The 24,451-nt window shown below is 68.3% G+C and carries 25 protein-coding genes and 1 tRNA gene; 11 read left to right on the top strand and 15 right to left on the bottom strand.

All coding sequences use genetic code 11. The features are described from left to right. Nucleotides 1–170: 170 nt before the first annotated feature. Complete coding sequence (locus C0461_RS00520; protein ID WP_292102722.1) at nt 171–2,201, bottom strand: ATP-binding protein; 2,031 nt, start codon at nt 2,199–2,201, stop codon at nt 171–173. After that, nucleotides 2,198–3,298: a DNA cytosine methyltransferase gene (locus C0461_RS00515; RefSeq protein ID WP_292102720.1), complete on the bottom strand. Its 1,101-nt coding sequence runs from the start codon at nt 3,296–3,298 to the stop codon at nt 2,198–2,200. Before C0461_RS00515 ends, C0461_RS00520 begins: the two co-directional genes overlap by 4 nt. 334 nt (nt 3,299–3,632) lie before the next feature. On the opposite strand from C0461_RS00515, the gene C0461_RS00510 reads away from it, so the two are divergent. Beyond that, nucleotides 3,633–4,187: a PH domain-containing protein gene (locus C0461_RS00510; RefSeq protein WP_292102717.1), complete on the top strand. Its 555-nt coding sequence runs from the start codon at nt 3,633–3,635 to the stop codon at nt 4,185–4,187. Between the two features lie 284 nt (nt 4,188–4,471). Here C0461_RS00510 and pnp read toward each other — a convergent pair whose 3' ends face one another. The 10 genes from pnp to rimP form a co-directional block, all read right to left on the bottom strand. Further along, on the bottom strand, nt 4,472–6,718 hold the full coding sequence (gene pnp, locus C0461_RS00505; RefSeq protein WP_292102714.1) for a polyribonucleotide nucleotidyltransferase: 2,247 nt from the start codon (nt 6,716–6,718) through the stop codon (nt 4,472–4,474). A 219-nt stretch (nt 6,719–6,937) separates the two neighbouring features. After that, nucleotides 6,938–7,207: a 30S ribosomal protein S15 gene (gene rpsO, locus C0461_RS00500; protein WP_292102712.1), complete on the bottom strand. Its 270-nt coding sequence runs from the start codon at nt 7,205–7,207 to the stop codon at nt 6,938–6,940. Nucleotides 7,208–7,297: 90 nt separating this feature from the next. Further along, entirely contained in the window at nt 7,298–8,230 is a 933-nt protein-coding gene (gene truB / locus C0461_RS00495) for a tRNA pseudouridine(55) synthase TruB (RefSeq protein WP_292102709.1), read from the bottom strand. Next, the gene (gene rbfA / locus C0461_RS00490) at nt 8,230–8,694 is read right to left on the bottom strand and encodes a 30S ribosome-binding factor RbfA (RefSeq protein WP_292102707.1); all 465 of its coding nucleotides are present in this window, start codon (nt 8,692–8,694) and stop codon (nt 8,230–8,232) included. Before rbfA ends, truB begins: the two co-directional genes overlap by 1 nt. 64 nt (nt 8,695–8,758) lie before the next feature. Beyond that, complete coding sequence (locus C0461_RS00485) at nt 8,759–9,442, bottom strand: DUF2459 domain-containing protein (RefSeq protein WP_292102705.1); 684 nt, start codon at nt 9,440–9,442, stop codon at nt 8,759–8,761. 3 nt (nt 9,443–9,445) lie between these two features. Further along, on the bottom strand, nt 9,446–9,967 hold the full coding sequence (locus tag C0461_RS00480; protein ID WP_292102702.1) for a hypothetical protein: 522 nt from the start codon (nt 9,965–9,967) through the stop codon (nt 9,446–9,448). A gap of 230 nt (nt 9,968–10,197) precedes the next feature. After that, nucleotides 10,198–13,131 (bottom strand): translation initiation factor IF-2, encoded by a 2,934-nt coding sequence (gene infB / locus C0461_RS00475; protein WP_292102698.1) that lies wholly within the window; start codon nt 13,129–13,131, stop codon nt 10,198–10,200. Nucleotides 13,132–13,210: 79 nt separating this feature from the next. Next, nucleotides 13,211–13,906, bottom strand: coding sequence for an RNA-binding protein (locus C0461_RS00470; protein ID WP_292102695.1), 696 nt, complete (start codon nt 13,904–13,906; stop codon nt 13,211–13,213). An 18-nt stretch (nt 13,907–13,924) separates the two neighbouring features. Beyond that, complete coding sequence (gene nusA, locus C0461_RS00465) at nt 13,925–15,730, bottom strand: transcription termination factor NusA (protein ID WP_292102693.1); 1,806 nt, start codon at nt 15,728–15,730, stop codon at nt 13,925–13,927. Further along, nucleotides 15,730–16,296 (bottom strand): ribosome maturation factor RimP, encoded by a 567-nt coding sequence (gene rimP, locus C0461_RS00460; RefSeq protein ID WP_292102740.1) that lies wholly within the window; start codon nt 16,294–16,296, stop codon nt 15,730–15,732. The genes nusA and rimP overlap by 1 nt, the downstream gene beginning before the upstream one ends. 224 nt (nt 16,297–16,520) lie before the next feature. On the opposite strand from rimP, the gene C0461_RS00455 reads away from it, so the two are divergent. From C0461_RS00455 to C0461_RS00445, 3 genes are all read left to right on the top strand, one after another. Further along, nucleotides 16,521–17,282: an energy transducer TonB gene (locus C0461_RS00455; protein ID WP_292102691.1), complete on the top strand. Its 762-nt coding sequence runs from the start codon at nt 16,521–16,523 to the stop codon at nt 17,280–17,282. Between the two features lie 55 nt (nt 17,283–17,337). After that, nucleotides 17,338–17,422: transfer RNA gene (locus tag C0461_RS00450), tRNA-Leu, on the top strand. 248 nt (nt 17,423–17,670) lie between these two features. Then, entirely contained in the window at nt 17,671–17,994 is a 324-nt protein-coding gene (locus C0461_RS00445) for an HPF/RaiA family ribosome-associated protein (protein ID WP_292102686.1), read from the top strand. A gap of 61 nt (nt 17,995–18,055) precedes the next feature. Here the strand turns inward: C0461_RS00445 and C0461_RS00440 are convergent, their stop codons facing one another. Continuing rightward, nucleotides 18,056–18,946 (bottom strand): methyltransferase domain-containing protein, encoded by an 891-nt coding sequence (locus tag C0461_RS00440; protein WP_292102684.1) that lies wholly within the window; start codon nt 18,944–18,946, stop codon nt 18,056–18,058. Between C0461_RS00440 and C0461_RS00435 the strand changes: the two genes are divergently transcribed. Genes C0461_RS00435 through C0461_RS00405 form a run of 7 tightly spaced genes read left to right on the top strand, consistent with a single transcriptional unit; the run spans nt 18,945 to nt 23,191 of the window. After that, nucleotides 18,945–19,763 carry a ComF family protein gene (locus C0461_RS00435; protein ID WP_292102677.1) on the top strand — a complete coding sequence of 273 codons (819 nt, stop codon included), beginning with the start codon at nt 18,945–18,947 and terminating at the stop codon, nt 19,761–19,763. The two genes, C0461_RS00440 and C0461_RS00435, sit on opposite strands and share 2 nt — an antisense overlap. 60 nt (nt 19,764–19,823) lie before the next feature. Further along, on the top strand, nt 19,824–20,081 hold the full coding sequence (gene grxC / locus C0461_RS00430; RefSeq protein WP_292102673.1) for a glutaredoxin 3: 258 nt from the start codon (nt 19,824–19,826) through the stop codon (nt 20,079–20,081). Beyond that, a complete protein-coding gene (locus C0461_RS00425) occupies nt 20,081–20,923 on the top strand; it encodes a carbon-nitrogen hydrolase family protein (protein WP_292102661.1) in 843 nt (280 codons plus the stop codon). The genes grxC and C0461_RS00425 overlap by 1 nt, the downstream gene beginning before the upstream one ends. Next, nucleotides 20,920–21,366, top strand: a complete 447-nt coding sequence (locus tag C0461_RS00420; protein WP_292102656.1) for a DUF1178 family protein — start codon at nt 20,920–20,922, stop codon at nt 21,364–21,366. Before C0461_RS00425 ends, C0461_RS00420 begins: the two co-directional genes overlap by 4 nt. Before the next feature lie 2 nt (nt 21,367–21,368). After that, nucleotides 21,369–22,190 carry a helix-turn-helix domain-containing protein gene (locus C0461_RS00415; RefSeq protein ID WP_292102653.1) on the top strand — a complete coding sequence of 274 codons (822 nt, stop codon included), beginning with the start codon at nt 21,369–21,371 and terminating at the stop codon, nt 22,188–22,190. 39 nt (nt 22,191–22,229) lie between these two features. Next, nucleotides 22,230–22,703, top strand: coding sequence for a DUF6265 family protein (locus C0461_RS00410; protein ID WP_292102651.1), 474 nt, complete (start codon nt 22,230–22,232; stop codon nt 22,701–22,703). Next, a complete protein-coding gene (locus tag C0461_RS00405; protein ID WP_292102649.1) occupies nt 22,658–23,191 on the top strand; it encodes a GNAT family N-acetyltransferase in 534 nt (177 codons plus the stop codon). The genes C0461_RS00410 and C0461_RS00405 overlap by 46 nt, the downstream gene beginning before the upstream one ends. Nucleotides 23,192–23,195: 4 nt before the next feature. Here C0461_RS00405 and C0461_RS00400 read toward each other — a convergent pair whose 3' ends face one another. Together C0461_RS00400 and ubiG are read right to left on the bottom strand one after the other, a co-directional pair. Further along, nucleotides 23,196–23,561: a hypothetical protein gene (locus C0461_RS00400; protein WP_292102643.1), complete on the bottom strand. Its 366-nt coding sequence runs from the start codon at nt 23,559–23,561 to the stop codon at nt 23,196–23,198. 45 nt (nt 23,562–23,606) lie between these two features. Next, entirely contained in the window at nt 23,607–24,413 is an 807-nt protein-coding gene (gene ubiG / locus C0461_RS00395; RefSeq protein WP_292102739.1) for a bifunctional 2-polyprenyl-6-hydroxyphenol methylase/3-demethylubiquinol 3-O-methyltransferase UbiG, read from the bottom strand. Nucleotides 24,414–24,451: the final 38 nt, after the last annotated feature.

Below are 24,451 nucleotides of genomic sequence, written 5' to 3'. Positions count from 1 at the left end.
GGGCCGGATTTCGGACTCCGGGGTCCGAAAAAAACACAGTGCGAATTGTCCGAATTGTCCGAAATCGCCCTCCACGGCCTGATGCGCGCCGGGGCATTATAAGGGCGTGGGAGGGAGGGGGATTAAGTTTGTGGGGGGAGGCTTCGCAGTCGGAGCAGCAGGTGCTTTCGCTACTTTGGGGCGGGTAAGGCGGCCTGCTTCTTTGGGCCCGCAAGGGTCGGGGTGGGGGGCGCAAAGTCTTCAATAGCCTTAAAGACCCCCCATAGCTTGTCCACTTTCACGTGCTCTGCGAGGTAATCAGCGTAGGCTTGTTCCGCGTTCACGAGCAGTTCGTCGTAGAAGACTATCCTCGCGTTCACAGCCCGCAACGTTTCTGCGACCCCCTTCGCGCCCGTGGGCGTACGGTACTCGGGCGGCTCCCTACCCAAAATACACACGATTTCAATCGGGTAATCCCTAAAGGGCGTTTTGTCGAGGATAGCCTTCGCGCCGTCTCGGTACTTTCGAACCTGGGCGGCGAGCTTGTCCACGGCGACCGACGCAGAATATCGTTTCAGCTCAACAATTACATGCTTCCCGCTAGTGGTACGGTAGCCGATGTCGATGCGATCCTTCGCTTCCTGCCCCTTCAGCGCGTTGGTATCCTTATCCAGGAAGTTCTTCACTAGCGTTTCGATGTGCTGCGTGCCTTTGGCTCTTTCCCACGCGGGATCGATCAACCACAGATGCTTGTAGATGTAGCTTTGAAGGGCCCGCTCTTTTTCATTGGTCTTAAGTTTGTCCTTCAGCGTACGAATGATCTGAACGCGGCCGCTGACAATTTGCCCGTAATAGCTGGTTTCGAGATCGTCGATGCTCTCGAATATCTCCAAAATTTCACTGAGGTTCTCGTCTTTTATGTTGTCTAAGCGGTCCAGCTCATCCTTGTGGCGATAGGTCTCGAACGCAAGGATTGACGCCTTTAGGAGTTCCTTCTTGTCGTCATCACCCGATCGGATGGTGTTGAGACGCCCAATCCACCGCTCGGCCTTCTTTTTCGTGTCGCCATGAAGATGAGATAACCAGTCGGCGACTGCTGGCACCCCCATGGCGACCTTCGTGCCGTCCGTCCGCCGCCAATCGCTCCAAACGCCCGCGATGTGCCGGAGCTCTGAGAGAATGATCGAGCGAAGGGCTTCAAACCGGGGATCGTCCTGTTTGAGTGCTTGGCGACTACTCGTTGCGATATCGCCGCTGTCGTCGATGTCGAGCTGTTCGCAGGTCAACTCGCCGATCACATAATCGGCGTAGATTTCCTTCTGGGCAAAGTCATCAAGTACGTCTTCCTGGGCCATTTTCCCGCGCATGAAGATGGCAATCCTGTTGAGGTTATCGCCTTCCTCGTCTTTGAGTTGCTGCGGCAGTGCGACGGTTCCCACCCACCCTGTCAGCTTAAGACCGTGGGCTTTTAGCGCGGCCGCGACGGCAGACGAGCGGCTCTGAGCTGGGCGTTTCAGATGTTTGCAGGACTTGGCGAAGTCGTCCGCGTCGCCGTAGGTCCAAATGTATTCGAGGACGTTGTGATAGCCTCGGTCTTCCGGTCCGATAGCATCACCGTTCACTACGACGCTGAACTCGAACTTTGGGCCGATTATCGAGAAACGCCGCGCAACGCGTCGCTTGAGGCCCTCGACCGTCAAGGCGGACAAGGATTTCGAAAGGCCGCTCAGGACGATCCGGGTACCTTTCGTCAATTCGGCTGGCCAGTCCGCTAGTTCGTCCGGCGCGTAGGCACCTTCAGACTTCCCCGCGATCGCTTCCTTAATCACTTCGCGATCCATCTGGAACGCGGTCTTCTCGCCTTCGGCGATCGTGTAGACCTTTGCTACCTGCGCTATTGAGAAAATCGAAAGCTTCCCGATACCCTTACGGCCCATCGGATGGCGGCCTTCGTCCGTCGTCGGGCCCAGCTCGTCGCGGCGACGGAAACCAACGGTCAGAAATCGATCAATGACACCGTCACGGTTCATCCCGTGCCCGTCATCTTCGATCGTGATGGTCTCGGTCTTTTTGTCAATTGTGACCGTCACCGTGTGAGCGTCCGCGTCCCACGCATTCGCGACGATCTCTGACAAGACAGCAGGCACGTTGCTGTAGAGATTGATTCCCAAATGCTCCAAGGCATTCAGGCTGATTGTCATTTTGAGTGGACGCTTGATCATGCTTCGAGCGCTTCCAAGTGCTGCCGCACCGCACCGGCGATGGCATAGCCTAGCTTGACCGGCACGGCGTTGCCGATCAACCGACCAATAGCTTTGAACTGCACGCGCTCGCCGGGTCGTACGAACTGATAGCTGCGGGGGAAGCCTTGAAGCAGTGCGCCTTCTCGAAGTGATAGGGCCCGCATTTGTTCAGGATGTCCGAACCGGCCGTTGCCGAAGCCGAAGAACTGGGTGGTGATAGTAGGGGACGGCTGGTCCCAGACCATTCGGCCATACACTGATGAGTAGGTTTTGCCGGTCTCCACAGTGTGGCATTGCGCCACTAGTTCGGGGTCCCAATCTCGCCAAGTGCCACCTGGCTTCGAGACCTCAATGCGCTTTACGTTCATGGGGCTCAGCCTGCTCGCGCGGTGCAGTGGGTCGGCGCCATCCGCTTCACCATGCGAGATCTCAGGGAGCTTTCCGATCTCTTGCCTTACAGTGCGATGTTGCTTCTTGTGGGTTTTTTTGGGTAGCGCGATCGGTCCAAGTCGAGATGCGAGAAGGACCAAACGTGAGCGAGTTTGGGCAAGGCCATAGTCAGGGCCATACAACACATCGTAGGCGACCTTGTAATCGTTAGCTTCCAGTCTATCGACGAACGCTTGAAAGATTTTCCCGTCCTTGAATTCCAAAAGTCGGGGGACGTTCTCCATCGACACGATGTCGGGCAGAACTTCAGCAACAAGATCGCCGAAACGCCCTAGCAACTGCCACTTCGGATCGTCATTCTTCTGATTGTAGGTCGAAAACGGCTGGCAAGGTGCGCAGCCTACGAGCACCCTTGTGCGCCCAGGGACGAACAACTTTTCGATGTCGGCCGCACTCACATCCGTGATGTCCCGGCGAATGAGAGGGGCCTTGTTGTTGTGCTCGAACGCGTATCGGCATGCTTCATCCACGTCGATGCCGGCCGCAATTTGGAACCCTCGTTGTACGAAACCGTGTGACAGGCCGCCAGCACCACAGAAGACGTCGACGACTGACGCGGCAGGCGCACGAGTACGGGCCCGCCGCGGCGCGTGTCGTCTTGCCTGAGTCTTGGGTGTGCGTGTCAATTCGCTTTTCTCCGATTTCGCAGCTCTTCTTGCGGCACGTGGATTCCTGCATCGGCTAGCGCTCGGAGCACTATCAGCCGCATGGGCTCACCGCTTTCAGCCGCGCGAACCTTGAGGCTCGTTTTCGTCGCCTTCGGCACGGTAACCTGAAGGGGTTCGTCGGACTGCCCAGCCATCCACCGCATCCTTGTCTCAACAATTCATGCATTCATGATTTCATGGTGCGATATGTCAAGCTTAGTGTTCGAGCCGCAGATGTGGGAGAGCCCCCCCCGTCATTGCTCCCCCCGCCCCGCCGCTGTATGGCGCCTGTGAATCAAACGGGGGGTGATCCATGTCTGCTCAAGCCAATTCCATCGTCGAGGCGCGGTTCAGTCCGAAGCTGAAGGTGTATTTCTGGCTCAGCGGGGCGCTGATCCTGATCGCGACGATCGCGGGGATTCTGCTGTTGCCGTTCTGGGTGCTGCTGGGGGGCTGGTGGGCGTCGCGGTATCACGCCTCGCTGTCGTGCCGGCTGACCGACCGCAGCGTGGTGATCGGCAAGGGGGTGTTCTTCAAGCAGGAGCTGACCATCCCGCTGGACAAGATCCAGGACGTCTCGATCCATGAGGGGCCGCTGCTGGGCGCCCTGGGGCTGTTGCAGCTGCGCATCGAGACGGCGGGGCAGAGAAGCGCCGCCACGGGCAAGTCCGAGGCGGACCTGATCGGGGTGATGGACGCGCGGACCATGCGCGACCAGATCCTGGAGCAGCGGGACCGGCTGGCGGAGCGGGGCTTTGCGGCGCCGGCGGCCGTGGCGGGCGAGGCCGGGGCCGGGGCGGACGGGGTGCTGGGGGAGATCCGGGATGCGCTGTTGCGGATCGAGGCGCGGTTGAACGAGAAGGGCTGAGGTTCGGCCGGTTTTGATGACCCGTCACCCCCGGGCTTGTCCCGGGGGTCCACGGTGGATGCGGTTCCGGAAGGCGCCCGGTCGAGCCGGCCGTTCAGTCCTTCTCAAGCTCGCGCCTGAGGCCGCAGTGGGTCCCCGGGACAAGCCCGGGGATGACGGGGTTGTTGATCAGGCCACCGGCCCCTCCACCGCTTCGCGGTCCCCCTCCCCTGCGGCGCAGGGGAGGATTAAAAAGGCCCCGGTGAGGGATCACCGGGGCCTTTTCTATTCAGGGATCAGAACGATCAGTCGCGACGGCGGCGGCCGCGGTCGCCGCCTCCGCGGTCTCCGCCGCGATCGCCGTCACGCTTGGGACGGCCGCCGGTGTCGTCGGACAGGGGGGCTTCACCCCGTTCGGCGCGCTCGGCGTTGATCTTGTCGGTGATGTCCTCGCCGGTCTCCTGATCGACGACCTTCATCGACAGCTTGGTCTTGCCGCGGTCGTCCATGCCCAGGAACTTGACCTTGACCTCCTGGCCCTCGGTGAGGACGTCGGCCGGGTTGGCGACGCGCTCCAGGGCGATCTGGCTGACGTGGACCAGGCCGTCCTTGGCGCCGAAGAAGTTCACGAAGGCGCCGAAGTCGACCAGCTTGACGACCTTGCCGGTGTAGATGGCGCCGGGCTCGGGCTCCGACGTGATGGACTGGATCCAGGCCTTGGCGGCGTCGATCTTTTCCTGGTCCGAGGCGGCGATCTTGACCGTGCCGTCGTCCTCGATGTTGATCTTGGCGCCGGTCTTCTCGACGATCTCGCGGATCACCTTGCCGCCCGTGCCGATCACTTCGCGGATCTTGTCGACCGGGACCTTGATGGCCTCGATCTTGGGGGCGTAGGCGCCCAGCTCGCCGCGCGGGGCGTCCATGGCCTTGGCCATTTCCTGCAGGATGTGCAGACGACCGGCCGAAGCCTGGGTCAGGGCCTGCTTCATGATCTCCTCGGTGATGCCGGCGACCTTGATGTCCATCTGCAGGCTGGTGATGCCCACTTCGGTGCCCGCGACCTTGAAGTCCATGTCGCCCAGGTGGTCTTCGTCACCCAGGATGTCGGACAGGATGGCGAACTCGCCGGACGGCTCCAGGATCAGGCCCATGGCGATGCCCGAGACCGGACGGATCAGGGGCACGCCCGCGTCCATCAGCGCCAGGGAGCCGCCGCAGACGGTGGCCATGGAGGACGAGCCGTTGGACTCGGTGATCTCCGACACCAGACGGATGGTGTAGGGGAAGTCCTCGTTGCTGGGCAGCATGGGACGCAGGGCGCGCCAGGCCAGCTTGCCGTGGCCGATTTCGCGACGGCCCGCGCCGCCCATGCGGCCGGTTTCACCCACCGAATAGGGGGGGAAGTTATAGTGCAGGAGGAACTTCTCCTTGTAGGTCCCGGCCAGGGCGTCGACGTACTGCTCGTCCTCGCCGGTGCCCAGGGTGGCGACGACCATGGCCTGGGTCTCGCCGCGGGTGAACAGGGCAGAACCGTGGGTGCGCGGCAGGACGCCGACTTCCGAGACGATGGCGCGGACCTTGTCCAGGGCGCGGCCGTCGACGCGGTGGGCGTTCTCGATGATGTCGCGGCGCAGGACCTCGGCTTCACACTCCTTGAAGGCGGTGGAGAACTTGCCGGGCTCGACGCCGTCGGGGTTCTCGTCCGAGGCGATCAGGGCCTGGGCGGCCTTCTTCCTGGCGACGTCGACGCCCGAGCGGCGGTCGTACTTGCCGGTGTGGGTGTAGGCGGCCTTGATGTCGTCGCCGACCAGCTTCTTGATGGAGGCGACCACGTCCGAGACGTCGTCGGCCTGGAAGTCGAAGGGCTCCTTGGCCGAGTGCTCGGCCAGCTCGATGATGGCGTCGATCACCGGCTGCATGCCGCGGTGGGCGAACATCAGGGCGTTGAGCATGATCTCTTCCGACAGCTCTTTCGCTTCGGACTCAACCATCATCAGGGCGTCCTGGGTGCCGGCGACGACCAGGTCCAGGTCGGACGTGGGCAGCTGCTCCAGGGTCGGGTTGAGGACGTATTCGCCCTCGATGTAGCCGACGCGCGCGGCGCCGATGGGGCCCATGAAGGGCACGCCCGAGATGGTCAGGGCGGCGGAGGCGGCGACCATGCCGACGATGTCGGGGTCGTTCTCCAGATCGTGCTGCAGCACGGTGATGACCACCTGGGTCTCGTTCTTGAAGCCCTTGACGAACAGGGGGCGGATCGGACGGTCGATAAGGCGCGAGACCAGGGTCTCCTTCTCGGTCGGCCGGCCTTCACGCTTGAAGTAGCCGCCCGGGATCTTGCCGGCGGCGAAGGTCTTTTCCTGGTAGTTCACGGTCAGGGGGAAGAAATCCAGGCCCGGCTTGGGGGCGCGGCCGTAGACCACGGTGGCCAGCACGACCGTCTCGCCATAGGTGGCCAGCACGGCGCCGTCGGCCTGGCGGGCGATCCGGCCCGTCTCCAGGGTCAGCGGGCGCCCGGCCCAGTCGATGGTCTTGCGTTTGATGTCGAACATTTTTTCTCTTTCGTGTCCCGCGGGCGAATTCCGGCGGGGGCGGAGCGTCAGGCTTTGTTTCAGTCCTTCGGTCCCGAAAACCCGGCCAGCGACGTCGCGGACCGGGCGGGTTGAGTGAGGACCGGCGTGGCCCTCGCGTCATGGAGGCGTTCAGCCCCCGGCCGCCTTGCGGCGGATAAGAGAAAGGGCCCGCAGGCGGGCCCTTCCCGTCACCTGGCCCTAGCGGCGCAGGCCCAGCTTTCCGATGAGGGCGGTGTAGCGGCCTTCGTCGGTTTTCTTGAGGTGGTCCAGAAGGCCACGACGTTGCGACACCAGCTTGAGCAGGCCGCGACGGGAGTGGTTGTCCTTCTTGTGGGTCTTGAAGTGGTCGGTCAGGTTGGCGATGCGTTCCGTCAGGATCGCGACCTGGACCTCGGCCGAACCGGTGTCGCCCTCGCCGCGGGCGTTCTCGGAAATGACCTCGGCCTTGCGTTGCGCCGTAATCGACATCGTAGTCCCTTTCTTTGCCCTATCGCTCGCCTTGCGAAGGCTCGCTGCTTGAGGGCGTGGGGTGTCTTTCTGCGCCGCCGTGGCGGGGCTTCAGGACAGATTGAAAACGCGGTCGGGTTCGAGTCGACCGGCCCGCATCTGACAGAGGGCGACCAGGGTTCCGTCCTCGAACGCCGAAACGGTTCGCGAACCGGACTTGAGCCGGTCCTTGAGCGTTTCGACCTGTCGGGGAAGCAGAACGATCGGCCGTCCCTGCCGAAGCGAGAAGGCGTCCGATCCAGTCACGGCCAGGTCCGGGATGTCGTCCAGAGCGGTCGCGACCGGAAGTAGACCTTCCAGGGCGGCGCCCCTATACGCCAAATCCTCCAGCATTTCCAGCGTTACGGCGTTTTCCGCTGTGAAAGGCCCCACCCTTTCCCGGCGCAGGGCCGAGACATGGCCCTCGGCGCCCAGCATGACCGCCAGATCCCGGGCCAGGGAGCGCACATAGACGCCCTTGCCGGTGCGGGCGGTGATCTCCACGTGGTCGCCGTCGGGGCTGTCCGAGACGGCGATCTCGTGGACGGTGACGGGGCGGGCCTTGAGCTCCACCTCGACGCCCTCGCGGGCCAGGTCATAGGCGCGCTGGCCGTCGACGCGGATGGCGGAGAAGATGGGCGGCACCTGCTGGATCTCGCCGGAGAAGGCGGGCAGGGCGGCCTTTACGGCCTCCACCGAGGGCCGCACGTCGGAGCGGGCCGTCACCGCGCCCTCACGGTCCACAGAGGCCGTGGAGACGCCCCAGCGGATGGTGAAGCGATAGACTTTCTCCGCATCCATCAGGAACGGCACGGTCTTGGTGGCTTCGCCGAGCGCAATGGGCAGGACGCCCGAGGCCAGCGGATCGAGGGTGCCCGCGTGGCCCGCCTTCTGGGCGTTGAACAGGCGGCGGATGCGGCTGACCGCCTCGGTGGAACCCAGCTCGATCGGCTTGTCCAGATTGACCCAGCCGTGGACCGGGTCGCCGCGCTTTTTCCGGGCCATCAGTCTTTCGGGCCCGCCACGTCGTCCTCGTCGTCGGCCGCTTCGATGTCCGCGCGGACCTTGGGGTCGGCGAACAGCTGCTCCATGTGGCTGGCGGCGTCGAAGCTCTCGTCGTGGCGGAAGCGCAGGTCGGGGGTGAATTTCATGTCGATGCGGCGGCCCAGCACCCCGCGCAGGAATTTGGCGTGGGTGTTGAGGGCGTCGATGATCTCGGTCACGTGGCCCGCCGTGGGGGCGGTGTCGACGCCGGCGCCGAGGGGCTCCACGAAGCAGGTGGCGTGCTTCAGGTCCGGCGACATGCGCACCTCGGTCACGGTGACCGAGACGCCGGTGAGCGCCGTGTCGTGGATGTCTTCCTCGCGCAGCACCTCGACCAGGGCGTGACGGATCAGCTCGCCCGCGCGCAGCTGGCGCTGGCTTGGTCCTTGAGGGGTGGCGTTGCGGGTGTGTTGCTTGCGGCCCATGAGCGCCTCCTTGACGCGCTTGCCGGGGATCGAACCCGGCGGGGGTAACGGGAGGGGGCGCGGTCTAGTCCCCTGAGGCCGTCCTGTCCAGTTCCGAGGCCCGCCGGGCGGCGTCCATGACCTCGGCCGAGAAGAATGTCCGGGCGGGCCGGACGGACACGCCGCCTGCATTCAGAACCTCGGCGGACCAGTGATTGCACAGGCGCAGGACCGAGAAGGTCTCGTGGCTGGCCAGGAAGACCGCATCGTCGCCGGGACGCCCCGCGGCGATGCGGGCGCGCCCGTTCTCCAGCGCCAGGGACGCCTCGATGCGGTCGGCCAGGGCGTCGAAGGCGCGGGGCGACAGGGTCAGGCTCTCGCGGCGGTCATCGCTCCACGCCGCGGCCGGCTCGCGGCGGTAGGGGGCCAGCATGACCACGGACGGGTTGCCGGGCCGCAGGAAGGCGCGGGCGCCGTCAGGCAGGCGGTGGTGGATGGGCCTCTGGTCCACATAGAAGCGGGCGTCGCCCCAGCCCGCCAGAATCCAGTCGCCGGGGGGCAGGGCGCGCACCGCCTCGGCCAGAGGTCCGCCGCGCGCTTCCAGCCCCGCGCGGGGCAGGGCGATGTCGGTGTGAAAGCCGTTGTCCAGAATGTGAAGGACGACGCCTTGCCCCGGCGCGGCGGGGTCAAGCGCCGGGTCGCCGGGCCGGGTCCAGGTCAGGAGCGCGGCGATGAGGCCGATCAGGGCGGCGAGGGCGGCGCCGCGCATAACCTATTGCGGACGCGGGGCGCTGGAGGCGTCGCTGTCCGCCGGCGGGGCGTCGGTTCCGGCCCATTCACCCCGGAATTCATAGCGCAGCGGCGCGCAGTGGCGGAACCGGCCGTCGGCCCAGCGGCCCACGGCGTGCAGGGTCAGGGCCCGGGGTCCCCGGATGCGGCCGGACACGAACCAGACGTCCTCGGCGGCCGGGCACAGGGCGTTGGCCAGGGCGCGGCCGTCGCCCTCGGGCACGATGCGATAGACGGTGCGTTCGCCCGCGCCCTCGGGCAGGGCGTCGATGACGCCGTTCGGGCCGCCCCGCTCCAGAGCCGCCGAGCCGCGCCCGGCGGTGGAGAACAGCCGGCGGATGCTGATCCCGCCCAGGAAGCCGCGCTCCATCTCGAGCGTGACGCCTCGCGTCAGGCTGAGCGTCAGGGGATCGGCGGGGTCGTAGGCGTAGAACAGGGTCTCGGCGCGCGCCGGAGCGGCAGCGGCGAGCAGGGCCAGGGCGGCGAGGGCGGCGACGCGTTTCATGGCCATGGTTCTAGACAGCCGTGAAGGCGAGGAAAAGGCGCCGCGTCTCTCCTCCCCATCAAGGATGGGGAGGTGGCGCGGGCGTCGTCCAGGCGCCCGCGACGGAGGGGGCTGCGCAGAAGGAAGAAGAGTGGCGACGAACCGGCGAACACCGGGCCGCCCCCTCCACCACGCGGGCTGTATCGCCCGCGCGGTCCCCCTCCCCACGCGTGGGGAGGAGAGGGAGATGCCTACTCCAGCGTGCGCTGGATGGCCTCGACGGTGAAGCACTCGATGAGGTCGCCTTCCTTGATGTCCTGGAAGCCCTGGAAGTGCATGCCGCACTCCTGGCCCGACGGGACTTCATTGACCTCGTCCTTGAAGCGCTTGAGCGTGGCGAGGGTGCCCAGCTCCAGCACCACCACGTCGTCGCGGATGATGCGGACCTTGGCGCCCTTGCGGACCACGCCTTCGGCCACCCGGCAACCAGCGATCTTGCCGGTCTTGGAGATGTCGAACACCTGCAGCACCTTGGCGTTGCCCAGCCAGGTCTCGCGCTGGATCGGCGCCAGCATGCCGGACAGCACGCCCTTCAGGTCGTCGAGCAGGTCGTAGATGATCGCGTAGTAGCGGATCTCCACGCCTTCCTTCTCGGCCAGGTCGCGAGCCTGTTTCGAGGCGCGGACGTTGAAGCCGATGACCGGCGCGCCGGCCGACTTGGCCAGGGTCACGTCGCTCTCGGTGATGCCGCCGGCGCCGGCGTGGACGATGCGCGCGCGCACCTCTTCGTTGCCCATCTTCTCCAGCGAGCCGACGATGGCCTCGGCCGAACCCTGCACGTCCGCCTTGATGAGGACGGGCAGCTCCGAGACCTTCTTGTCCTGAAGCTTGGACATCATGTCGGCCAGGGAGACGGCGGCCGGAACGGTGGCCTTCTCGCGCTTCTTGCGGGAGCGGAACTCGGTGATCTCGCGGGCGCGGGCCTCGCTCTCGACCACGGCGAAGGGCTCGCCGGGATCCGGCGCCTCGTCCAGGCCGAGGATTTCGACCGGGGTGGAGGGGCCGGCCTCGGTCAGCTGTTCGTTGCGCTCGTTGAGCAGGGCGCGGACCTTGCCCCAGGCGGAGCCGGCCACGACGATGTCGCCGCGACGCAGGGTGCCGCGCTTGACCAGAACCGTGCCGACCGGGCCGCGGCCCTTGTCCAGCTTGGCCTCGATGACGACGCCCTCGGAGCGGTGCTCGGGGTCCGCCTTCAGGTCCATCAGTTCGGCCTGAAGCAGGACAGCGTCCATAAGGCCGTCCAGATTGGTGCGGTTCTTGGCGGAGATCTCGACCACCTGGGTGTCGCCGCCCAGGCTTTCGGCCACGATCTCGTGCTGCAGCAGCTCGTTGACCACCTTCTGCGGATTGGCGTCAGGCTTGTCGATCTTGTTGACCGCCACGATGATCGGCGAACCGGCCGCCTTCGCGTGGCTGATGGCCTCGGCCGTCTGGGGCATGACGCCGTCGTCGGCGGCCACCACCAGGATGACGATGTCGGTCACATTGGCGCCGCGGGCCCGCATGGACGAGAAGGCCGCGTGGCCCGGGGTGTCCAGGAAGGTGACGCGCTGGTCGTCCTTCAGGCGGACCTGATAGGCGCCGATGTGCTGGGTGATGCCGCCGGCCTCGCCGCCCGCCACGTCGGTGGTGCGCAGGGCGTCCAGCAGGCTGGTCTTGCCGTGGTCGACGTGGCCCATGATGGCCACCACCGGCGCGCGGGGCGTGGTGGCGTCCTTGTCGGCCTCGTCGGACAGGAAGCCCGTCTCCACGTCGGATTCCGAAACCCGGCGCACGGCCATGCCGAACTCGTCGGCCACCAGTTCGGCGGTGTCGGAGTCGATCACGTCGGTGATCTTCATCATCAGGCCCTGACGCATCAGGAATTTGATGATGTCGACGCCGCGCACGGCCATCCGGTTGGACAGCTCCTGCACGGTGATGATGTCGGGAATGACCACTTCGCGCGGACGGTTGGGGGCATCGGTGGAGCCGCCCTTGCGCTTTTCCTTCTCGCGTTCGCGAGCCCGGCGGACCGAGGCCAGCGAACGGATGCGCTCGGCTGCGTCCTCATCGCCTCCGGCCAGGGCCTGGATGGTCAGGCGGCCTTCGCGGCGCTTGGGCTCGCCCTTGCCGCGCGACACCGGCTTGGTGTCGCGGCGATCCCGGTCGTCCTCACGGGCGCGGCCGAAACCGGCGCCGGGGGCGCGGCTGGGCCGGGCCACTTCGGGCGTGGCGGGGGGCTGGTTCGGAGCGCCGCGCGCGGCGGGGGCGCCACGGCCCTCGGAGCGGTTTGCGCCGGGCGCCGGCCTGGGCGCCAGGGCGGAATAGCGGACGGTCTTGGTCGGCGCCGAGGACGGCGCGGCGGACGCGGGGGCGTCCGGGCGGCCGCTCATGGCGGCTTCGCGCGCGGACTGGCCGCCGAAGGCCGGCGGCTGCGGCCGTTCGCGGGGCGCATCCTTGCGGGGCGCGCGCTGGCCGAAATTCACCTTGGGCGCGCGCTTGGGCGGCGTCGAGAGGTCGGGCTTGGGAGCGGCGGGGGCGGCGGCAGGAGCCGGGGTCGGCGCAGCCTCGGCCGTCGGTGCGGCCCTGGGCTCGACCGGCGCGGCCGGAGCCTTCGCTTCGACCGGCGCGGGTTCGGCCGCCTTGGGCGCGGGCGCTTCGACCGGCTTGGCGACGGGCGCTTCGGCGGCGGCCTTGGCTGCGGCCTCGGCGTCCTTGCGGGCGGCGGCGTCGCGGGCGGCCTTCTCCTGCGCGGCGCGGGCCTGGGCCTCGCGCTCGGCGCGTTCACGGTTGGCCAGCTCGATGGCTCGGCGACGGGCCTCCATCTCCTCGGCGGACAGACCACCGGGCCCCTCGGCGCCCGGGGCGCGAGCGGGCGGGGCCGACGGCGCGGCGGGCGCGGGCCGGTTGCGGGCCACGTCGAAGCCCTGCGGACGCTGGACGCCCGGCGAGGCGCCCACACGGCGCTTGGTCTCGACGACCACGGTCTTGGACCGGCCGTGGCTGAAGCTCTGCTTCACCGTGCCGGTGGACACGGAGCCCGCCTGGCGCGGCCGCAGGCTCAGCGGCGCGCGCGGTCCCGTCGTGGAGGGGGTTCCGCCTTGCGGCTTGCCGTCGGTCTTGTTGTCGTTCTCGTCGCTCATCCGGTCGCTTTTACTCGCGGCGGTCGCCCGCCCATTGGTTCAAAAAACACAAACAGCCGTGCGTGGTCTCGCTTCCCTCTCAGGAAACGGAACCGCGCCCGTCGAAGGCTCCCGCTGGCCCGCTCTCAGTCGCAGCGTCGGGCCGGTCCGAAGACCCGGCCTGACGCCAGTCCTGGGGTCGGAGCGGTCGAAATCCCGCCAGTCGCCCGACCTCCTGGGTCCAGCGATCAGCCCGCCCGCCCGCAAGCAGGACGCTATGTATCGCATTTTCCAGCCCCAGGGCCAAACCCAAATCTTCGACCGTGAAGGCGCCGCAGACTTCGGGAGGGTTGGGCTGGCGCGCGGCCAGGGCAAGAATCTTGCCGCGGCCGTCCGCCGCGCCGTCCGACGCCTCGATCACCCAGGCGGCCTGGCCGCCCCGTATCGCCGCCGCGGACTTCTCGAAGCCCGAGATAAGCGCGCCTTCGCGCCGCGCAAGACCCAGCTGGTCCAGACAGCGCCGCACCAGCAGCCGCTCGATCTGGTCGGCCAGGTCGGGCGCGGCCTTGAGGGGCGCCTTGGCGGCGCGGGCGAAAAGACCTTTCGCCGCAGCGGTGGAGACGGACGCGCGGTCCGCCGCCACCCAAAGGCCCCGGCCCGGCAGCTTGCGCGCCAGATCGGGCACCACCGCGCCGTCCGGGCCGGCCACGAAGCGGATCAGGCGTGATTCCTCCATGACCTCGCGGGTGACGAGGTCGCGGCGTTCACGCTCCGATGTGGCTGCGGCGAGACCCATGGACGGCTGCGGCTCCCATCACGAATCGCGGGATTTTTCGAGGTCTTCGGCGAAGACCTCCGCGTCGCCTTCGGCCAGGTCGGCCTCCTCGACACCCTCGTCCTGCCCTGCGTCCGCTTCGGCTTCGGCTTCGGCGTCGGCTTCGCTGGGCTGGCTGTCGCCGCCGAACACGGCCTCGGCCTCGTCATAGACGCCTTCCTCCTCGTCGCCCTCGGGCTCCGGCTCGGGCTGGGGCAGCTCGGACGCGTCGATCCAGCCGGCGGCCACGCGGGCCTGCAGGATCAGCATCTCGGCGTCTTCCTGCGGCAGGCTGAAGCTTTCCAGCACGCCCGGCACGCGCACGCGCTCGCCGTTCTTCACCTCGAAGCCGCCGCGGATCTCGTCGGTGGCCAGATCGGCCAGATCCTCGACCGTCTTGACGCCGCCCTCGCCCAGGGCGACGGCGATGGGCAGGGTCACGCCGGGGACTTCCAGCACGCCGTCCTCGACGCCCAGCTCCTTGCGCTTGTTGTCCAGCTCGGCGGCCTGGCGGCTCAGGTAGTCGTTGGCGCGGGCCTGCAGCTCCTCGGCGGTCTCCTCGTCGAAGCCCTCGATGTCGGAGATTTCGTAGGCCTCCACGAAGGCCACGTCCTCGACGGTGGCGAAGCCCTCGGTGACCAGCAGCTGGGCGATGACCTCGTCCACGTCCAGGGCGTCCTGGAACAGCTGGGTGCGCTCGGCGAACTCGCGCTGGCGGCGCTCGGAGTCCTGGCTCTCGGTGATGATGTCGATCTGCCAGCCGGTCAGCTGGGAGGCGAGGCGCACGTTCTGGCCGCGACGGCCGATGGCCAGCGACAGTTGCTCGTCGGGCACCACCACTTCCACGCGGCCGGCTTCCTCGTCCAGAACCACCTTGGCCACTTCAGCGGGGGCCAGGGCGTTGACGATGAAGGTGGGCTCGTCCGGGTTCCACTGGATGATGTCGATCTTCTCGCCCTGCAGCTCGGCGACCACGGCCTGCACGCGCGAGCCGCGCATGCCGACGCAGGCGCCGACGGGGTCGATGGAGCTGTCGTTGGACAGAACGGCCATCTTGGCGCGCGAGCCGGAGTCGCGGGCGGCGGCGCGGATCTCGATGACGCCGTCGTAGACCTCGGGAACCTCCTGGGCGAACAGCTTGGCCATGAAGCCCGGGTGGGCGCGGCTCAGCATGATCTGCGGGCCCTTCACCTCGGGGCGCACGTCATAGATGTAGGTGCGGATGCGATCGCCGATGTTGAACACCTCGCGCGGGATGGACTGGTCGCGGCGCATGACGCCCTCGCCCCGGCCCAGATCGACGATGGTGTTGCCGTATTCGACGCGCTTGACCGTGCCGTTGACGATCTCGCCCACGCGGTCCTTGAACTCTTCGTACTGGTTGGCGCGCTCGGCCTCGCGGACCTTGCCCATGACCACCTGGCGGGCCATCTGGGTCTGCACCCGGCCGAAGTCGAAGGGCGGCAGCTCCTCGACATATTCCTTGCCCACCTCGGCCTCGGGGTCGCGCTTCTGCGCGTCCGTCAGGCGGACCATGGCGGAGTCGTTGAACTCCTCCAGCTCGTCCTCGGGCTGCCAGTCGTCCTCGACCACGGTCACGTGACGGGTCAGGGCGAGCTCGCCGGTCTTGGGATCGATCTTGGCGCGGATGTCGTGATGCGCGCCGTAGCGCGACTTGGCGCCCTTCTGGATCGCTTCCTCGATCGCCTCGATGACGATCTCCTTGTCGATGTTCTTCTCCATGGCCACGGCGTTGGCGATGGAGAGCAGCTCCATGCGGTTGGCGGAGATACCGGTGACAGCCATCAGGCTTCGTCCTCTGTTTGGTCAGGTTCGGGTTCGCCGCGAGCGCGGCGGATTTCCTCGCCCCGCTTGAGCAGGGCGTCGGTCAGGATGAGCTTGGCTTCGGACAGCCAGGCGAAGGGCAGAAGGGCGGTGTCGTCCTCGTCCTCGAGATCGACGGCCACCATGGGGTCGGCGCTCTCAGCGTCCTCGACCCCGGCCAGCAGGCCCCGGAAACGGCGGCGGCCCTCGATCATGCGGTCGGTCTCGAGCCGGGCCTCGTGGCCCTCGAACAGCTGGAAGTCGATCAGGCGGGTCAGGGGCCGGTCGACGCCAGGCGAGGAGACCTCCAGCAGATACTCGCCCGCGATGGGGTCGGCGGCGTCCAGCACCTCGCTGATGGCCCGGCTGAGCCGCGCGCATTCCTCGACCGAGATGTCGTGGTCGCTGGGCCGTTCGGCCATGACCTGCAGCCGTCGGCGCTGGGTCCCGCCCATCAGGCGCACCCGCACGATGTCCAGACCCAGCGATTCCGCGATAGGGTCCAGAAGCTCGATCAGCATGCGGTCTTCGGCCGTCTTCGCCCGCAAGGCCATGCACTCCAATAAAAAAGCGGCGGACCCTGCGGCCGCCGCTCCGAGAAGCGTCGTCCGACGCCCGTCGATAACGATGTGAGCGGCCGTATAGGCCAGTCGCGGGCGGTTGTCACCCCCACGCGCCGCTCCGGGATCGCCGGGTGATGCATCGCCGTCTTCCTGTGCTAGATTTTCCCGGGACGCGGCGGGAACGCCGCACAGGGACTGGAGGGCGTGTCATGCGCATGATGATTCTCGCGGCCCTCGGGCTGTCGGCGGCGGCTACCGGGGCTTTGACGCAGGAGTGGACGCCGCATCAGGGCGAGGGCCTGAACGCGGGGGCCCAGGCGCGCTGGCCGTCCGGCGCGATCCTGTTCGCCCGCTGCGATGCGGGCCAGCTGGCCCTGCTGACACCGCTGGCCGCCCCGATCCAGGGGGATCTGGCCCGTGTCGAATACGGCTTTGACGACGCCGATCCGGTCGCGGAGACCTGGTCCGTCTCGGGCGACGGACGGACCGTCTTCGCCCGCAATCCGGGGCGCTTCGCCCGGGCCCTCATGAACGCCTCCAGCCTGTCTCTCCATGTGGCCGGAGAAGGCGGGCCGACCCAGAGGTTCGATCTCGACCTGTCCGATCAGGCCGAGCCCCTGGCGAGGACGCTCACGGCCTGCGGCGAGCGGCTGGAGGACCCCAGCGACGCCCTTCCGCTGATCACCGGCCCCCAATGGGCGCATCGCCCCAACGCATCGATCATCCGCCATCTCTATCCGCTCGAGGCCGCGGCTGCGGGACGCAGCGGCGTGGCGCACGCCGCCTGCATCGCCCGCTGGGACGGCGTGCTGGAGGACTGCCGGCTGCTGTCCGAAACACCACGGGGTCTGGGTTTCGGCGAAGCCACCCTGGCCGCCGCCCGTCATCACCGGCTCGAGCCGGCGCCCCAGCAGGGAACGGACCCCCGGCGGGGCCTGGTTCATCTGTCGATCCGCTGGCAGGTGGGCTGACGTCAAAGAAAGCAGATGCGCGTCCGGCTCCATTCCGCTAGAGGAACCGCCGGACGCGGGCGTGGCGGAATTGGCAGACGCGCCGGACTCAAAATCCGGTTCCGAAAGGAGTGTCGGTTCGACCCCGACCGCCCGCACCATTCGATTTAATCGTTTCCTCCCTACCTCCCCGGGGCCGGTTTCCCGGCTGACATCGTCGCCGGAGAGCGTCACGACGTGGGCGTCCCATGAGATCGTCCCGGTTACAGCGCGGTCTGGAGCGCCACCGAGGGCGCGGCGCCGTGTCGCCGCCCTGCAGGGGCAACCCTGGCGACGGGGGCGGGTTAGCTTGGGTAGACGTCCCGGCGAGTCTGCGTACAAGGACCTGCCGCAACCCTGAGGAGACACCATGGAAATCCAGATCAACACCTCGAACAATCTCGAGGGTCGCCAGGCGACCACGGAAAGGCTCGAGGCCCTGGTGGCGGAGCGCCTGTCACGCTTCGGAGATCGCCTGACGCGGGTCGAGCTTCATGTGGGCGACGAGAATGGCGAGCGAAACAACGGCCCTGACATCCGCTGCCAGATCGAGGCCCGTCCGGCCGGACAAGACCCCGTCTCCGTCTCCGACCAGTCCGACACCATCGACCAGGCGGCCTCCGGCGCACTCGGAAAATTGACGACGGCGCTGGAGCGCACGTTCGGCAAGGTCACGAACCGCAAGGGGCACTGATTATCTGACCCGCGCGCGGCGGGCGCTGCGCCCGCCGCGCGTTGATCCTGCAATCCAGACGTCATTCCTCGCCGGTGATCTCGCGGGTGTTGAGGGCGTCGGCCAGGCGCACGGTGGCGGAGCCGCGGCGAGCCGGTTTCGGCTGGCTGTCGTGAGGGGCCCAGCCGGTCAGGTGGATGATCTCGAAGGTGGCGCGGATGCGGCCGTCGGGGTCGGCGTGTCGTTCGGCGTAGAGCGCGGCGGCGCGGGCCAGGACGTCGCGGCGGACGGGGCGGGCGGGCCCGGCCAGGGCGCTGGTCTCGCCCATGGCGCGCAGGTCGCGGACCAGGGCGGGCAGGCCCGGATAGCGCACGGTGATGCGGTCCACATCCACGGCGGGCATGGCGAAGCCGGCGCGCTGGAGCAGGGCCGCGCCGTCGAAACCGTCGGCGAAGGGCGAGACCCGGGCCTGGGCGCCGCCGGTGATTTCGAGCTCGGCCTCGGTCAGGACGCCGCGCAGTTCATTCAGGGTCGTCCCGCCGAACAGGGCGCCGAGGAACAGGCCGTCGGGCTTCAGGGCGCGGCGGATCTGGGCCAGGGCGCCGGGCAGGTCGTCGGACCAGTGCAGCGACAGGACCGACAAGATCAGGTCCGCCGATCCGTCGGCCACGGGCAGGAGCGCGGACGCCGGCTGGGCGCGCACGGCCGGGTCCTCGATCACCGCCACGGCGCCGAGGCGGGCGACGCCTTCTTCCCGCGCCACGGCCTCGAACAGGCCGGGGTGGGCGGAGACGTCGACGGCGGCGTCAAAGTCGCGCAGGATGAATTCCAGATCCTGGGCCATGTGCCGGGCGGCCCGGCGGTGGAGGAAGTCGGCGTCAGAAAACCGGCGCGCGGCGCGGGCCAGCCGGGCGGCGCGGCGGCGGGGATCGAACAGGCGCGGGGGCGCCGAAGGGGGAGCGGGGGCGGACATGAACCTTCTAGATGGCGGCTGGCGGCGGCGATGGGAAGACGCGCGTTTGCCCGAACTGGGCGGCGCGGCCCGGCGCATGGCCGTAACCATGGGGCGGACGGCGGCGGACGCCCTGTTTCCGCCGACCGCCTGGGACGCCGGCGAACCGGCCGGAAGCTCGGGGCTGACGGCGGACGGGTTCAGCCGTGCGACCTTTCTGGAGGCGCCGGTGTGCGACGGCTGCGGGGCGGGGTTCGAGTTCGACGGCGGCGCTTTCGCCGCCGACCGCTGCGCGGCGTGTCTGGCGCGGCCCTATGCGTTTCAGCGGGCGCGGGCGGCGTGTGTCTATGATGATGCGTCGCGCGACCTGATCCTGAAGTTCAAGCATGGGGACCGGCACGAGCATGCGCCGCTGTTCGCCCGCTGGATCAGCCGGGCGGCGGCGGACCTGATCGCCGAGGCCGATGCGGTCGCGCCGGTGCCGCTGCATCCCTTTCGCCTGATCTCGCGCCGGTTCAACCAGGCCGCCGAGATCGCCCGGCCGCTGGCCCGCATGAGCGGGCTGGCCTATCTGCCCGACGCCCTGGTGCGGGCGAAGCGCACCGATAGTCAGGGCGGCAAGAGCGCGCGGGGACGGCGGCTGAACGTGCGCGCAGCCTTTTCGGTGACGGAGGCGGGCCGGAAAGAGGTGAAGGGGCGGCGCATCCTGCTGATCGACGATGTGCTGACCACCGGGGCCACGGCGGAGGCGTGCACGAGGGCCCTGATGGCGGCCGGGGCGCGGGCGGTGGACCTGGCGGTGGTGGCCCGTGTGCGCACGGCGCGAACCCTCGCGTGATTGAGGCGCTTAACTCGGGCGCGCCGACACCCTAGATATGGCGCCAGAAGGAGTTGCGAATTGGCCAAGGTCGTCATCTACACCAAACCCTATTGCCCCTATTGCGTGCGCGCCCTGGCGCTGCTCGAGCGCAAGGGGGCGGACTTCGAGGAGATCGAGGCCGCCTTTGATCCCGAGAAGAAGGCGGAGATGATCCAGCGTTCGAACGGGGGCCGCACGTTCCCGCAAATCTTCATCGGCGAGACCCATGTGGGCGGCAGCGACGACCTGCATGCGCTGGACGCCCGCGGCGGGCTGGACGCGCTTCTGGCCGCCTGATGACCCTGCGCGTCGCCCTGATCCAGACCCGCACGCCCGCCACGCAGGAGGCGGCGCTGGCGCATGCGGCGCCCCTGATCCGGCAGGCGGCGAAGGAGGGGGCGAAACTGATCCTGACGCCCGAGGGGGTGAACCTGCTGGAGCAGCGGCGCGAGGGCCGCGACCAGGCGGTGACGGATCAGGACGCGGATGCGGCGGTGGCGGGTCTGCGCGCGCTGGCCAGCGAGCTGGGGGTCTGGCTGCTGATCGGCTCGGCCATCGTCAGGTCGGGCCGCGAGGGCGACGGGCGGGCGGCGAACCGGTCGCTGCTGATCGACGACGGCGGCGAAATCGTCGCGGCCTATGACAAGCTTCACGTGTTCGACGTGACCCTGCCGGACGGCGAAAGCTGGAAGGAATCCGCTGTGATCCGGCCCGGCGACGGGGCGGTGGTGGCGACCACGCCTTGGGGCGGGCTGGGGATGACGGTCTGCTACGATGTGCGGTTCCCGCACCTGTATCGGCAGCTGGCGAAGGCGGGCGCGGCCATGATCGCGGTTCCGGCCGCCTTCACCCGCCCCACCGGCGAGGCCCACTGGGAGACCCTGCTGCGGGCCCGGGCCATCGAGACCGGCTGCTTCATCCTCGCCCCGGCCCAGGGCGGCGCGCACGAGGACGGGCGCAGGACCTGGGGCCGGTCCATGATCGTGGGGCCGTGGGGCGAGGTGATGGCTCGCGCGGAGGGTGATGAGCCTTGCGTGCTGACGGCCGATCTGGACATGGAGGCGGTGGACCGCGCCCGGCGCGCGGTGCCGCAACTGACCCACGACCGCGACTTCGACCCGCCCGCAGCACGCCCATGATCCGCTACGCCCTGTCCTGCGAGAACGACCACGGTTTCGAGGCCTGGTTCGGCTCGTCGTCCGACTATGACGACCAGGCGACGCGTGGGCTGGTGGAGTGCCCGTTCTGCGCCTCGCGCCAGATCGCCAAGCAGATCATGGCCCCGGCCGTGGCGGGCACGAAGCGGTCCGCGCCCGATCCTGAAACGGCGAAGGCGGTGCAGGCCCAGAATTTGGCCATGATGATGGAGGCCGCCGGGCAGGTGCGCGCCCATGTGGAGGCCAATTTCGACAACGTGGGCGACGCCTTCGCGGCCGAGGCCCGCGCCATTCACGAGGGGCGGTCCGAGGAGCGCGGCATCTACGGCCACGCCACCCCCGCCGAGGTCCGGGCCCTGAAGGAGGACGGGGTGCCGTGCGCGGCCCTGCCGCCGGCCCCGCCCGCCCGGAACAAGATCAACTGAGCGTGCAGGATCAGGCGGAGCGCTATGACGAGGCCGATCCGCCGGCCGCGCTGAAGCCCTTCATCCGCAAGATCTGGACCTATGCGGCGCCGAGCCCGTCCGGAGACGTGCAGCGGATCGCGCCGGACGGCTGCCCGGAGCTGGTGATCGATCTGGGCGCGCCCTATGCGGAAGAGGGCGAGGACGGCGTGTTCCGCCTTCAGCCGTCCGCCATCTTCGCGGGCCAGATGACGCGACCCCTGGCCATCCGGCCTGCGGGCCCTGTCGAGCTCGTGGCGATGCGTTTCGAGCCGGACGGCGCGCGCGACTGGCTGGGGCGGCCGATGATCGAGGCCACGGACCGGCGGCTGGACATGGTCGAGCGCACGCGGGATTTGAAGGCCGCTCTCTCTTCCCTTGGCGGCGATCCGGCGGGGCAGGTGGCGCTGGCGGCCCGTTGGCTGGAGCAGGAACGGCGGGCCGGGGACTGGCGCATCGACCCGATGGTCCGCGCCGAGGTGACGGCGATGGCTGGAGACCGGCCGCCTCCGGCGCGGCCTTTGGCGGCGCACCGGGCGCTGCAGCGCCGGTTCCGGGACCGGGTGGGAGCTTCGCCCCGCATCCTGCGGTCCATATTCCGCTTTCGCCGGGTGTTCGATCACGCGGACGACGGCGGCTGGCTCCAGGCGGGGCTTCAAGCCGGCTATTTCGACCAGCCGCAGATGGCGCGCGACTTCCGCCGGTTCCTGGGCTGCACGGCCACGGACTGGGCCCGGCAACAGGCTGAACTGGCGCGCCTCATCGCGTCGCAAACCTACAAGCCGGACGAGGGGGCCCAGGCCTAGAGTTCCTTCAAGGCCCGACGGGGCGAGGGAGATTTTGCGATGCTGACGATCAAGGCCCTGATGGCGGGCGCCGTGCTGGCGGGGGGCCCGCCGACGACCGATGTGAACGATCTGGCCTGGATGGCGGGCTATTGGCTGGACTGCTCGAACGGACGCGAGGCCTCGGAGGCGTGGAGCGATCCGCGTGCGGGGATGGTCGCCGGGCTCGGCGTGACGGTGCGCAACGGGCGCGTCGGGTTCGAGGCGTCGCACATCCGGGCCGACGATGAAGGCCGCCTGACCTATTTCGCCCAGCCGAACGGGGCGCCCCCGACATCCTTTGTGCTGATCGAGAGCGGGCCGGGACGGGCGAAATTCGAGAATCTGGACCCGCACGACTTCCCTCGCCATATCTCCTATGAGCGGGAGGGTGACGGACTGACCGCGCGCATCGACGGAGAGATCGGCGGACAGGCGAGGAGTGTGGAATGGCGGTTCGACAGGGCGGATCTGAACACACGCTGCCCGGGCTGAGCTGGCGGCCCATGGCAGAGGCCGATCTGGACGGGGTGGTGGCGGTGGCGGCCGGGGCCTTTCCCGATCATCCGGAGGACCGGGCCTGTTTCGTCAACCGGCTGGCGCTGCATCCGGCCGGGTGCAAGGTGCTGGCCGACGAAGCGGGCGGGGTGGCCGGCTATCTGATCAGCTATCCATGGCGGGCGGACGATGCACCGGCGCTGAACGTCGTGCTGTCCGGTCTGCCCGAAGCGCCCGAGGTCTACTATCTGCACGATCTGGCCCTGAACCCGGCCGCCCGGGGCGGCGGACAGGCGGCGGCAGGCGTGAATTTGGCGGTGCAGGCGGCCCGGGATGCGGGCCTGTCCACGGTCACCCTGACCGCCGTGAACGGCGCGGCGCCGTTTTGGGCGAGGCAGGGCTTTCAGCCGCGTCACAGCCCGGCCATGGCGGCGAAACTGGCCGGCTATGGCGCGGATGCGACCTACATGATCCGGGTCCTCTGACGGATCAGGGGATCGCCGGAGGATCGGGCAGGCGGGCGCGGCAGTCGTCGGCGCGGGCCCGGACCTGCTCCAGCGACAAGGGCTCCAGCGCCTGGGCCTCGCGCGCCCGGATGGTTTCAGCCTGCTCCATGCGGGCGAAGTCGAAGCGTTCACCCATGCTGCCGATCAGGGACATGGCCAGGTCGTCATACTGGACAGCCTGGTCGTCGTGACCGGCGGACGTGTCCTGAACGTGAGCGGCGAAGCTCTTTGAGGCGGCGGTCTCGAAGGCGGCCAGACACCGCACGGCGTCGCGCCAGTCGGTGATGCGCTCGGCGGGCTGGGCGGCGGTCAGGGACAATGCGGCGAACACTGAAACAAGCAACAACATGACTCTTCCTCCCCGGAAGGTGTTGAAACTATTATAGTTCAGGCGTCAGTCGCGGGTGGCGACCATCATGTAGTTCACGTCCGCATCCACGCCTTGCGACCACTGATCAGAAAGCGGATCATACGCGATCCCGAACGGGCCTTCCACCGCCACCGGTTCATGGGACAGCATCAGGCGGATTTCGTCGGGCTTGAGGAACTGGCGCCAGTCGTGGGTGCCGGCGGGCACCCAGCGCAGGACGTATTCGGCGGCGACCTTGCCCAGGGCCAGCGACTTGAGGGTGCGGTTGAGGGTGGCCACGATCATCAGGCCGCCGGGCGCCACCAGCCGCGAACAGGTGCGGATGAAGGCCTCCGGATCGCGCACATGCTCGATCACCTCCATGGTCAGGGCCACATCGAAGGGACCGGCGCCCTCCGCCTCCAGCTGCTCGACGGTGGCGGCGCGGTAGGTGATGGGCAGGCCTTGGGGCCCGGCATGGGCGCGGGCGGTGCCGATGTTCTCGGCCGAGGCGTCGATGGCGGTGACGTTGAAGCCCAGCCGGCTCATGGGCTCGGCGATCAGCCCCCCGCCGCAGCCCACGTCCAGCAGGGACAGGCCCTGGAACGGCTTGCGGGCGCGAATGTCGCGGCCGAAGCGGGCGGCGGCCTGATCGCGCACGAAGGCCAGCCGGGCCGGATTGAACTTGTGCAGGGGGGCGAAGGGGCCCTTCGCGTCCCACCACTCGGCCGCTTGGGCCGAGAAGCGCGCCACGTCGGCAGGGTCGATGGAAGCGCCGCTGGCGCCATCGGCGAGGATTTCTTGCGGCGGCGGGGCTTCTCGCGCCGGGCGGGTGTGACTAGAAGCGGCCATGGCCCAAGGGATGAACGCCCGGGCCGCGGTTTGCAACG

Origin of the sequence: Brevundimonas sp. (assembly GCF_013823285.1) — a bacterium.
Classification (GTDB): Bacteria; Pseudomonadota; Alphaproteobacteria; order Caulobacterales; family Caulobacteraceae; genus Brevundimonas.
The sequence above is the reverse complement of the archived record's forward strand: the minus strand, read 5'-3'. Positions and strand labels throughout refer to the sequence as shown.

Coding starts and splice junctions, on each gene's coding strand:
- C0461_RS00470 (WP_292102695.1), bottom strand. CDS start 13,906: ATGGGTCTCGCCGCAGCCACATCGGAGCGTGAACGCCGCGACCTCGTC.
- C0461_RS00420 (WP_292102656.1), top strand. CDS start 20,920: ATGATCCGCTACGCCCTGTCCTGCGAGAACGACCACGGTTTCGAGGCC.
- rpsO (WP_292102712.1), bottom strand. CDS start 7,207: ATGTCGATTACGGCGCAACGCAAGGCCGAGGTCATTTCCGAGAACGCC.
- pnp (WP_292102714.1), bottom strand. CDS start 6,718: ATGTTCGACATCAAACGCAAGACCATCGACTGGGCCGGGCGCCCGCTG.
- C0461_RS00485 (WP_292102705.1), bottom strand. CDS start 9,442: ATGCGCGGCGCCGCCCTCGCCGCCCTGATCGGCCTCATCGCCGCGCTC.
- C0461_RS00425 (WP_292102661.1), top strand. CDS start 20,081: ATGACCCTGCGCGTCGCCCTGATCCAGACCCGCACGCCCGCCACGCAG.
- nusA (WP_292102693.1), bottom strand. CDS start 15,730: ATGGCTGTCACCGGTATCTCCGCCAACCGCATGGAGCTGCTCTCCATC.
- C0461_RS00510 (WP_292102717.1), top strand. CDS start 3,633: ATGTCTGCTCAAGCCAATTCCATCGTCGAGGCGCGGTTCAGTCCGAAG.
- C0461_RS00405 (WP_292102649.1), top strand. CDS start 22,658: ATGGCGGTTCGACAGGGCGGATCTGAACACACGCTGCCCGGGCTGAGC.
- C0461_RS00480 (WP_292102702.1), bottom strand. CDS start 9,967: ATGAAACGCGTCGCCGCCCTCGCCGCCCTGGCCCTGCTCGCCGCTGCC.
- C0461_RS00410 (WP_292102651.1), top strand. CDS start 22,230: ATGCTGACGATCAAGGCCCTGATGGCGGGCGCCGTGCTGGCGGGGGGC.
- C0461_RS00435 (WP_292102677.1), top strand. CDS start 18,945: ATGAACCTTCTAGATGGCGGCTGGCGGCGGCGATGGGAAGACGCGCGT.
- infB (WP_292102698.1), bottom strand. CDS start 13,131: ATGAGCGACGAGAACGACAACAAGACCGACGGCAAGCCGCAAGGCGGA.
- C0461_RS00445 (WP_292102686.1), top strand. CDS start 17,671: ATGGAAATCCAGATCAACACCTCGAACAATCTCGAGGGTCGCCAGGCG.
- C0461_RS00455 (WP_292102691.1), top strand. CDS start 16,521: ATGCGCATGATGATTCTCGCGGCCCTCGGGCTGTCGGCGGCGGCTACC.
- C0461_RS00400 (WP_292102643.1), bottom strand. CDS start 23,561: ATGTTGTTGCTTGTTTCAGTGTTCGCCGCATTGTCCCTGACCGCCGCC.
- C0461_RS00440 (WP_292102684.1), bottom strand. CDS start 18,946: ATGTCCGCCCCCGCTCCCCCTTCGGCGCCCCCGCGCCTGTTCGATCCC.
- ubiG (WP_292102739.1), bottom strand. CDS start 24,413: ATGGCCGCTTCTAGTCACACCCGCCCGGCGCGAGAAGCCCCGCCGCCG.
- truB (WP_292102709.1), bottom strand. CDS start 8,230: ATGGCCCGGAAAAAGCGCGGCGACCCGGTCCACGGCTGGGTCAATCTG.
- C0461_RS00520 (WP_292102722.1), bottom strand. CDS start 2,201: ATGATCAAGCGTCCACTCAAAATGACAATCAGCCTGAATGCCTTGGAG.
- rbfA (WP_292102707.1), bottom strand. CDS start 8,694: ATGGGCCGCAAGCAACACACCCGCAACGCCACCCCTCAAGGACCAAGC.